This window comes from Polyangium sp. y55x31, from assembly GCF_029946505.1.
Lineage (GTDB): Bacteria > Myxococcota_A > Polyangia > Polyangiales > Polyangiaceae > Polyangium.
The window spans coordinates 79281-87711 of the sequence record NZ_JARZHG010000048.1; the positions used below are offsets into that span (position 1 = coordinate 79281).

An 8431-nucleotide genomic window follows, 5' to 3' on the forward strand; every position below is an offset into this window, starting at 1 on the left:
TTTAATCGAGAGCCCGACGCGGAGCAAGCGCGCGCAGCGCGTCGTAGTGCGCCTCCAGCGTGACGGCGAGCTTCCGCGCATCGTACGTCGCGAGAGCTTTCTTCCGCGCCGCCTCGCCCATGCGCGCGCGGAGAACCGGATCCTTCGCGAGGCGCACGAGGCCCGCGGCGAGGCCCTCTTCGTCACGTTCGGCGTAGAGCAAACCGCTCTCACCATCGACCACGATCTCCGGGATCCCCGCGTGCCGGCTCGCGACCGCGGGCAAGCCCGTCCCGGAGGCCTCCACGAGCACCGTGGGCACGCCCTCCTTGTCGCCGTCCGCGGCCGTCACCGAGGGGCAGAGCATGAGATCACTCTCGCGCATCACGACCGCGGGATCCGTCTTCGGATCGAGGATCTCGACGTGCGGCCCGAGCCCGAGATCCTCGATGAGCGCGCGCAGCGACGCGCCGAGCGGCCCAGGCGCCGGCAGCCAGCGCACGCGTAAATCCGCGCCCGCGGCCCGTGCGCGGTGCACGGCGCGGAAGCCATAGGAAAATCCCTTCTTCTCGATCTCGCGGCCACACATCACGACGGAGAGCGGGCCCTTGCGATCGGCGCGCGGCACGGGGCTGAAGCGCTCGAGGTCCACGCCGTTCGGGTGGATGGCGAGCTTCGAGGCGGGGCAGCCGAGGCGCACGAGATCGTCGCGCATCGCGGTCGAGAGCACGAGCACGAGATCGCTGCCCTCGAAGAGCGCGCGCCTCCCGAGGATGTAGTGCCAGTAGCGGCGCAGATGCTTTTGCGGTTCGAGGAGAATGCCGACGTCGCCGCCGTAGAACGACGTGACGACGGGGAGCCCGAGCTTCTTGCCGTAGACCGCCGCGACGAGCCCGTTCGTGCCGAACTGACCGTGCAGCACCGTGGCGCGTGTCTCCGCGAGCGCCTGCATCCACGCGGGATCGAGCGCGAGCCTTCCATGCAGCGGGCGGAAGGCCTGGCCGAGCCGCGACGGGTGCCCTCGCCCGAGGAAACGCGGCTCGGTCCAGGGAAAGCGTTCCTCGTTGGCGACGCGGTGACAGAGCGTGATCGCCCGGTACCGCGTGAGCGAACGCATCTGGTTGAAGAGGAACGTCTCGGTGAACGAGAAAGCCGTCCCGAGGAGGAACGCAACCGCGGGGCGCGCAGGATCTTGGCCGCTCACTTGGACCGCTCCTCCCTGCATGCGTCGATCGTTCGATCGAGGCCTTCTTCGAGCGAGACCTCGGGCTTCCACGCGAGCCGCGCCTCCGCGCGCGCGGGATCCCCGTAGTGCGCCTCGGGCTCGTCCGCGGGCCGCGGCGTCGCGCCGAGCAGCGGTCCGCCGCGCTCGGGTTGGATGCGCTCGACCACGAGGCGCACCACATCGGCGACCTGCCGCGGCGTACCCGTGCAGATGTCGATCACGCGCCCCACGGCATCCGGCGCCGTCGCGGCGAGCGCCACCGCGCGGGCCACGTCGCCCACGTACACGAAATCGCGCCGCTGCAGTCCGTCGGTCATCGGAAAATCCCGCCCTTCGAGGCAAGCGGCGATGAGCGCGGGCAGGAGCTGCCGCGGCTGTGATCCCGGCCCGTACACGAGGTACGGCCGGAGCACGACGACCGAAAGCCCCTGCTCACGCAGAGGCCCGAGCAGCATCGCGTCCGCCTCTGCCTTCGTGCGCGCATACGGCGTCCGCGGCGCGACCTCGCCTTCCGCGTCGTGCGGCGAGGGCAGCTTCCCGTACACGTCGCTCGTCGACAGCACGACGAGCCGCGCGCCGACCTCGATCGCGGACTCCGCGATCACACGCGTCGCGCCCACGTGAAGCGCGCGCATCACCTCGGCCTCGTCCTCGGAGGCACGGGCGCGTGCGTCCGCCGCCAGATGAATCACGACCTCGGGCCGCGCCCGCTGCATCTCCGCGCGGATCACCTCCGCGGCTCCGAGATCGACCCTGCGCAGCTCCGTGCGATCGAGCCGCGCCCCGGCCACGCGCCAGAGCCGCTTCAGATCCGACGTAGGCCGCGCGAGCAGCGTGAGGCGCGTCTCCTGCTCGACGAGCGCGCGCGTCACGTGTGCGCCGATGAACCCCGTGGCACCCGTGATCAGCACGCGAAGGCGGCTCGTCTGGGACAGCCCCGGCGAGGACATGAGCGATGCCCGGGTATAGGGCCCCTCGCCGATCGATGCAACCACGCGCGGCGCCCGGGAGCCTCGTGACTTGACGCATCGGAGCACGCATGGCACTCGGCCCTCCGTGCAGCGCGACGAGGCCCGCGAGGCGGGCGAAGGCGACGAAGCGGAGGAGATACGCCGCTTCTACCGCGAGCGTTTCCTGCCGCAGAACACATGGTGGCCGATCCAGCCCCACGCGTACCTGTGCCAGCGCCAACGCCAGCGCCGCATTCGTCAGAGCTTGCAGGAGATCGGCTTCGGCACGTTCGAGGACCTGCGCAAGTTGCGGGTGCTGGAGGTCGGCTGCGGCGGCGGTTCGAACCTCGCGTGGCTCGTGGAGATGGGCGCGGATCCCCGAGAGCTCGTGGGCGTCGACCTCGTACCCGAGCGGATCGAACAAGCGCGGCAGCGCTGCGCCGGCGTGCGTTTCCTCGCGGGAAACATCCTCGAGACGGACGTGGGCGGGCCCTTCGACGTGGTGATGCTCTTCGCAGTGCTCACCTCGGTCACGAACGCCGAGACGAAGCAAAAGATCGTGGAGCGCTGCCTGTCGCTGCTCCGTCCGGGCGGAGCCCTGCTCTTCTACGACCTCATGACCCGCCGCGAAGAACCGGGGACGCCGAACTACAAGAAGCTCACATACGCCGAGCTCGAAGGTTACCTCGGCGGTCGTCGTCCGCGTTACTTCAAGCGGGATTACCTGCGCCGCGACGTCGCCGAGCGCATCGTCCCCCTGCCCCGCGTCGGGCTCTTCGCCGCCGAGCTGCTCCAGGCGATCGGCTGGTTCAACATCGAAGCGACGTTCGCCCACGTGCGCGTCTAGGCCACGGCATGACGGATCCCGCATCGAGCGCGCCGCTCATCACGATCGGCATCACCTGCTACGCCGAAGGCGACTGGCTGCTCGACTGCTGGAACAGCGTCCTCGCGCAGACCGATCCCCGCTGGCGCGCCGTGCTCGTCATGGATGGCACGGAACACGCACGGACCCGCGAGATCTTCGCATCCCTCCACCACCCGCGCCTCGTGAAGTACGCGATGCCCGAAAACATGGGCCCGTACCCGACGCGCAACAAAGCCTTCGAGCTGACCGAGACGCCGTTCCACTTCTACCTCGACGGCGACGATCAACTCGTCCCGCGCAGCGTCGCACTCGTCCTCGAAACCTTCGATCGCCACCCCGACGCAGCCTTCGTCTACGGCGACAACGAACGCTTCGGCGCCTACTCGCGCGTGCACAAGCACCGGCGCGAGGTGACCTGGGACGACTTCATCCCAGGACAACCCACCCCCGGCCCCTGCGCCTACCGCAAGGATCTCTGGGTCGAACTCGGCGGCTACGCAAACGAGCTCGCACGCGGCAACGGCGACTACGACTTCCTCATCGGCGCAGCCGAAGCCGGCCGACGCGGCTACCACTGCGGCGAGATCCTCTACCGCTACCGCATCGGCAACGCCTCGAAGGTCTCGAAGAGCTACGACCGCCGCTACCACGAGACCCACGAGATCATGGTGCAACGGCACCCGCGCTTCTTCGCAGACCCGCAGCGCCGCAACCGCTTCCTCGCCCTCGCCTACCTGCGCTCCGCCGAGGCAAACCTCGCCACCGATCCAAGCAAAGCGCGCGAGCTCGCGCAGAAGGCGATCGACCTCGGTCTGCGCTTCGACACGCGCCCGTGGAAGCTCCTCGCGAAGGCGCGTTTCGCCGAGCTCAGCCGAGCACGTTCTTCAAGGCGCGGAGGAGCTCCGCCACGCTGAAGGCCTGCGCTGGGCCGCCGTTTGGTGAGAACGGCATGTTGCCGCTCGCGAGCTCGGGCACCTGGCCCACGGCGAGATCTCGATCCGTCGCTGCGGCGATCAGATCCGGGATCTCGGCCACGAGCGGATCCTCTGCTGGCAAAACGCTCCGCACGGCGCGCGCGTAGGACCCGAGGAGCCATGGCCAGGCTGTCCCCTGGTGATAGGCGGCGTCACGCTCGGCGACGTTGCCGGCGTAGTAGCCGCAGTACGAGGCATCCGAAGGCGCGAGAGTCCGGAGCCCTGCGGGCGTCACGAGTTCGGCTCGCGCTCGTGTGATCGTCGCGCGCGCTCGCTCTGGGGAGAAGCAGGCTGGATCGATGGCGAGTGCGAGGATCGCGTTTGGCCGGACGGATGCGTCCTGGAATGCTCCTTCGCCTGCCTGCGACTCGGAGATCACGTCGAACGGGTACGACGTCTGCTCGCACCAGAACCGCGCGTGGAATGCGGCACGTGCCCTGCGGCATGCGATGTCGGCTCGATCGGCGAGCGAGCCTGCGCCTGACGCGTGTGCGAGCCGCGCGAGCGTGTGGCAGCCTCGCGCCCACAGCGCCGACAGCTCGATTGCACAGCCCACGCGTGGCGTCACTGGCCTGCCGAAGGCGCGCGCGTTCATCCATGTCGGCGCGTCGCCGGGTTTGCCTGCGGCGAGCAAACCGTCCGCCGTCACGCGGATCCCGTTCGGCGCGTCGCCGCGCAGGATGGCCTCGAATGCGGCTGTCATCGCTGGCACGAGCTCGCCTTGCAGGAACGGATCCTCCGCGCCGAGCACGTCGGCGAAGCACCGCGCCGCCTCGAAGAGCCACAGCGTCGCGTCGGCCGACGCCGTATCCGGGCGGCCATCTTCGTCGGCCCTCCGGCTCGGCACGAGCCCGCCCTCCATGCTCGCCACGATCCGGCGCGCCACGTGCTTCGCCGCTTCGATCTTGCCCGTCGCGAGGTAGAGCCCTGGCAGCGCGATCAAGCTGTCGCGCCCCCAGCCCTCGGCCCATGGATACCCTGCGACGATCGTCGGCTCCGGCGCGAGATCCGCGCGGTAGAGCTCCGCCGCCACCGAGAGCTTCCGTTCGAGCGTGGACTTCTCGGGCCCCGGATCCTCGGCTTCGAGTGCCGCCGTCGTGGCTGCGATGAGATCTTCGGGTTTGCCCTCGGGCAACTTCTCCACGCCGACGACGAGGAAGCTCGGCGCGCCCGATCCATCTGCGCGGATCTCGAACACGCCTGGCGTCCAGAGATCCTCCTGGAACTCGAGACCTCGATCTCGTTCGAGCAGGTACTCGAAACGCCGCCACCAGTCCGGCGACCCCACGAACGTCCCCTCGTAGCGGAAGCAGAGCTTCGGCAGCGCGCGCATCGGACGCACGCGCATCTCTCCTGCGCGCAGCTCCACCCGCTGCTCCATCGCCCCGTGCTCGCGCATGAGGCCGTGCATGTGCCGCATCGCGAGCAGCGGCCGCAGCGTGATCACGACCGGCTGCGGCCCGCGCCACGTGTAACGCAGCACCGCCGCGTTCTCCCCGCGCACGAGCGCGAGCAGCACCTCGAGCTCGCCTCCCGCGACGGTGTAGGTCCAGCGCGGCACCGGATCTTGATCGAAATGTTTCAGGTAAAACGGCCCGCGCTCCGGGTTGATCCCCGGGAACTGGTGCGTCGCGAGATCCCACGCCCCGCGCGGCGCGAGCGACTTGACCGCGATGTCGACGTGCGAGAGCACCACGTGCCGCGCGCGCGGCGGCTCCAGGGCTGCGACGAGCAGACCGTGGTAGCGGCGCGTGTGCATGCACGCGACGGTCGAGCTCGCGTAGGCGCCGGCGCCGTTGCCCGCGACCCACTCGCGGAAGAGCGCGCGTCCGAGATCGTGCCTCACGTCGACGTGCGGCCAGATCGACCCGCCGGAGGCGCCCCCGCGCTCGCTCATACCGTGTGCCCTCCGCGATCGAGCGTGTCCTCGGCCGCGCGGCGCATCACGTCGAGCGGGGGCTCTTGCCCGGTCCAGAGCACGATCGATCGGGCGGCTTGCCTGACGAGCATCCCGAGCCCGCCTTCGGCCCGGAGGCCGCGGGAGGCCGCGGCGTGCAGGAACGGGGTCATTCTTGGGGTATACACGACGTCGTAGGCGAACGCGTCGCTTCCGAGATCGTCCCACGGAACGACATCCCGGACCGACTCCCCCGGGTCCTTGCCGAGCATGCCCGCGCTCGTGGCCTGCACGACGAGCGACGCGCCCCGCGCGAGATCCCACCATTGGAGCCGCAGGGCCTGCGACGCGAGGCTGTCCGGCACCGGCTCGCCCGGCCCGGGCCAGGGCAGCGGCAGCGCCCCCATCTTCCGCACCTGCTCGGCCGACGGCGCCGTCTCCACGGTCTCCGACCGCACCCACGAGCGCGACGTCACCGCGATCACTTTGAACCCCAATCGCTTGCAGGCGGCCACGGCCGCGACGCCGGCGCCGCCCCCGCCGATCACCATCGCCCGCTTGCGCGACGCGTCGGGCGCGAGCGCCGCGATGTCGTCGGCGAGCGCGTCCGCGTCCGTGTTGTAGGCCCGGAGCCGGCCATCGTCGCTGCGGCAAAGCACGTTCGCGGCCCCCGGCTCGGTCGCGCTCGCGTCGACCTCGTCGGCGAGATCGAGCACCGCGCGTTTATGCGGCAAGGTCACGTTCGCCCCGGCGATCACGCCTCTCCGCACCTCGTCGACCACGGCGACGAGCTCGGCCGCGGTCGGCACGTCGATCGCCCGGTACACGTGCGGCAAGCCGAGCGACGCATACGCGACCGTGTGAATCACCGGCGAGAGCGAGTGCGCCACCGGGTGCCCGAGGACGGCGAAGACCTTTCCCTCAGCCATCGCTTCCCTCGCCGCTCGACGCATCCGCGGAATCGAGCACGGCCGTGACCTCGGCGCGCAGCGCACCCTCGTGCACCCGCACGGTGATCGATTCCCCCACGGCGACCTCCTTCGCGGCCCGCACGGCTCGCCCCGATTCGTTCGTCGCGATCGCGTACCCGCGCGCGAGCACGCCGAGCGGCGAGAGCGCATCGAGCCGCGCCGCGTGCCGCCCGAGCGTCGTCCGTAGCTGCTCGACCCTGCGCCGCTCCGCCGCCACGAGCCGCACTTCGAGCGGGCCGATCGCCGCGCGCGCCCCGGCGATCACCGCCCGCGGATGCCGCGCCCCGAGCCGCCGCTCGATCTCCGACAGCTCTTCCTTGCGCCGCGACGCCCCCCGCTCCATCGCGCGTTCGAGCTTCATGGTCAGCTCGTCGAGCTTCTGCTGCCGTTCCGCGAGCAGATCCGCGGGCGAGCCGATCGATCGCGCGAGCCTGTCGACGACGACCCGCCGCCGCTCGATCGCCTGCCGCGTGGCGCGCGCGATGCGCGTGTACAGGTGGCGGAGGTGCTTGCGCCGCTCCAGCCGATCCGCGACGAGCATCTCCGCGGCCTGCGACGGCGTCGCCGCGCGCGCGTCCGCCACGAGATCCGACAGCGTCACGTCGACCTCGTGCCCGACGGCGCTCACGACCGGCACGGGAAAACTCGCCACCTTCCGGACGAGCGCCTCGTCGTTGAACGCAGACAGATCCTCGGCCGATCCGCCGCCGCGCCCGAGGATCACGACCTCCACCTCAGGCACGCGCGCGAGCTGATCGAGCGCGCGGGCCATCGACTGCGCGGCCCCCGGCCCTTGCACCGTCGCCCGCGCGAGCAGGATCCGCGGCGCGCCGCGCCGGTACGACACGGTCACGATGTCGTGGATGGCCGCGCCGTTGCCGCTCGTCACGACCCCGATCACCGCCGGATCCGCGGGCAGCGCGCGTTTCCTCTCGGCCGCGAAGAGCCCCTCGCCGGCGAGCTTCTGCTTCAGCCGCTCGAGCGCTTCGAGCAGCGCGCCGCGCCCGGCCGGCCGCACGTCGCTCACGGAGAACTGGAGCTTTCCCCGGGGCACGTACACCGTCGCGCGCCCGATCAGCACCACGCGCGCCCCGTCCGCGAGCAGCTTCCGCGCCCGCGGCGAGGCCGTCTTGTACATGACACAGTCGATGCACGCGTCCTCGCGCTCGTCCTTCAGCGTGAAGTACGCGTGCCCGCTCGAGTGAGGCCGAAAGCCCCCGACCTCGCCGAGGACACGCACATCCTGCGTCGCGCCCTCGACCACGCGGCGGAGCTTCTGATCGAGCGCAGCCACGGAGAGGACCTCGGGCTCCTCCGCGGCAGCGCGGCCTTCCAAGGAGCCCCCCCGAGGCTGGTAGCCCGCCACCTCGTCGGAGTCTCCTGCCCCGTGAAAAGAGAGCGCAGGGCCCGATTCGCGTCGCTGCACGGCGGGCGAGAGGTAGCTCGTAACCGGCCAGAGGGAAAGGGAAACCCTCCGAGGGTGCTCCACGAGTTCCGGGCTTTTTTGCATCGACCGCATCGCGGTCGATGCACCACGGGTCCAGCGCTTGCGCAGGCCCCGGGGTCC

The 8431-nt window shown here is 70.7% G+C and carries 7 protein-coding genes; 2 read left to right on the forward strand and 5 right to left on the reverse strand.

Going from position 1 to position 8431, the window contains the following annotated elements; translation table 11 throughout:
* Window position 1 precedes the first annotated feature (1 nt).
* On the reverse strand, window positions 2–1183 hold the full coding sequence (locus QHF84_RS44620) for a glycosyltransferase (protein WP_281319712.1): 1182 nt from the start codon (window positions 1181–1183) through the stop codon (window positions 2–4).
* Window positions 1180–2199: an NAD-dependent epimerase/dehydratase family protein gene (locus tag QHF84_RS44625; RefSeq protein ID WP_281319713.1), complete on the reverse strand. Its 1020-nt coding sequence runs from the start codon at window positions 2197–2199 to the stop codon at window positions 1180–1182. The genes QHF84_RS44620 and QHF84_RS44625 overlap by 4 nt, the downstream gene beginning before the upstream one ends.
* 61 nt (window positions 2200–2260) lie before the next feature.
* Between QHF84_RS44625 and QHF84_RS44630 the strand changes: the two genes are divergently transcribed.
* Both QHF84_RS44630 and QHF84_RS44635 read left to right on the forward strand, forming a co-directional pair.
* Window positions 2261–3001, forward strand: a complete 741-nt coding sequence (locus QHF84_RS44630; RefSeq protein ID WP_281319714.1) for a class I SAM-dependent methyltransferase — start codon at window positions 2261–2263, stop codon at window positions 2999–3001.
* A gap of 8 nt (window positions 3002–3009) precedes the next feature.
* Window positions 3010–3936 carry a glycosyltransferase gene (locus tag QHF84_RS44635; RefSeq protein WP_281319715.1) on the forward strand — a complete coding sequence of 309 codons (927 nt, stop codon included), beginning with the start codon at window positions 3010–3012 and terminating at the stop codon, window positions 3934–3936.
* On the opposite strand, the gene QHF84_RS44640 is transcribed toward QHF84_RS44635, so the two are convergent.
* Genes QHF84_RS44640 through xseA form a run of 3 tightly spaced genes read right to left on the reverse strand, consistent with a single transcriptional unit; the run spans window position 3890 to window position 8290 of the window.
* Window positions 3890–5893: an amylo-alpha-1,6-glucosidase gene (locus QHF84_RS44640; RefSeq protein ID WP_281319716.1), complete on the reverse strand. Its 2004-nt coding sequence runs from the start codon at window positions 5891–5893 to the stop codon at window positions 3890–3892. The genes QHF84_RS44635 and QHF84_RS44640 overlap by 47 nt on opposite strands.
* Window positions 5890–6822: a shikimate dehydrogenase gene (locus QHF84_RS44645; RefSeq protein WP_281319717.1), complete on the reverse strand. Its 933-nt coding sequence runs from the start codon at window positions 6820–6822 to the stop codon at window positions 5890–5892. The genes QHF84_RS44640 and QHF84_RS44645 overlap by 4 nt, the downstream gene beginning before the upstream one ends.
* On the reverse strand, window positions 6815–8290 hold the full coding sequence (gene xseA / locus QHF84_RS44650) for an exodeoxyribonuclease VII large subunit (RefSeq protein WP_281319718.1): 1476 nt from the start codon (window positions 8288–8290) through the stop codon (window positions 6815–6817). Before xseA ends, QHF84_RS44645 begins: the two co-directional genes overlap by 8 nt.
* Between the last annotated feature and the right edge of the window lie 141 nt (window positions 8291–8431).

Coding starts and splice junctions, on each gene's coding strand:
- QHF84_RS44635 (WP_281319715.1), top strand. CDS start 3,010: ATGACGGATCCCGCATCGAGCGCGCCGCTCATCACGATCGGCATCACC.
- QHF84_RS44640 (WP_281319716.1), bottom strand. CDS start 5,893: ATGAGCGAGCGCGGGGGCGCCTCCGGCGGGTCGATCTGGCCGCACGTC.
- QHF84_RS44645 (WP_281319717.1), bottom strand. CDS start 6,822: ATGGCTGAGGGAAAGGTCTTCGCCGTCCTCGGGCACCCGGTGGCGCAC.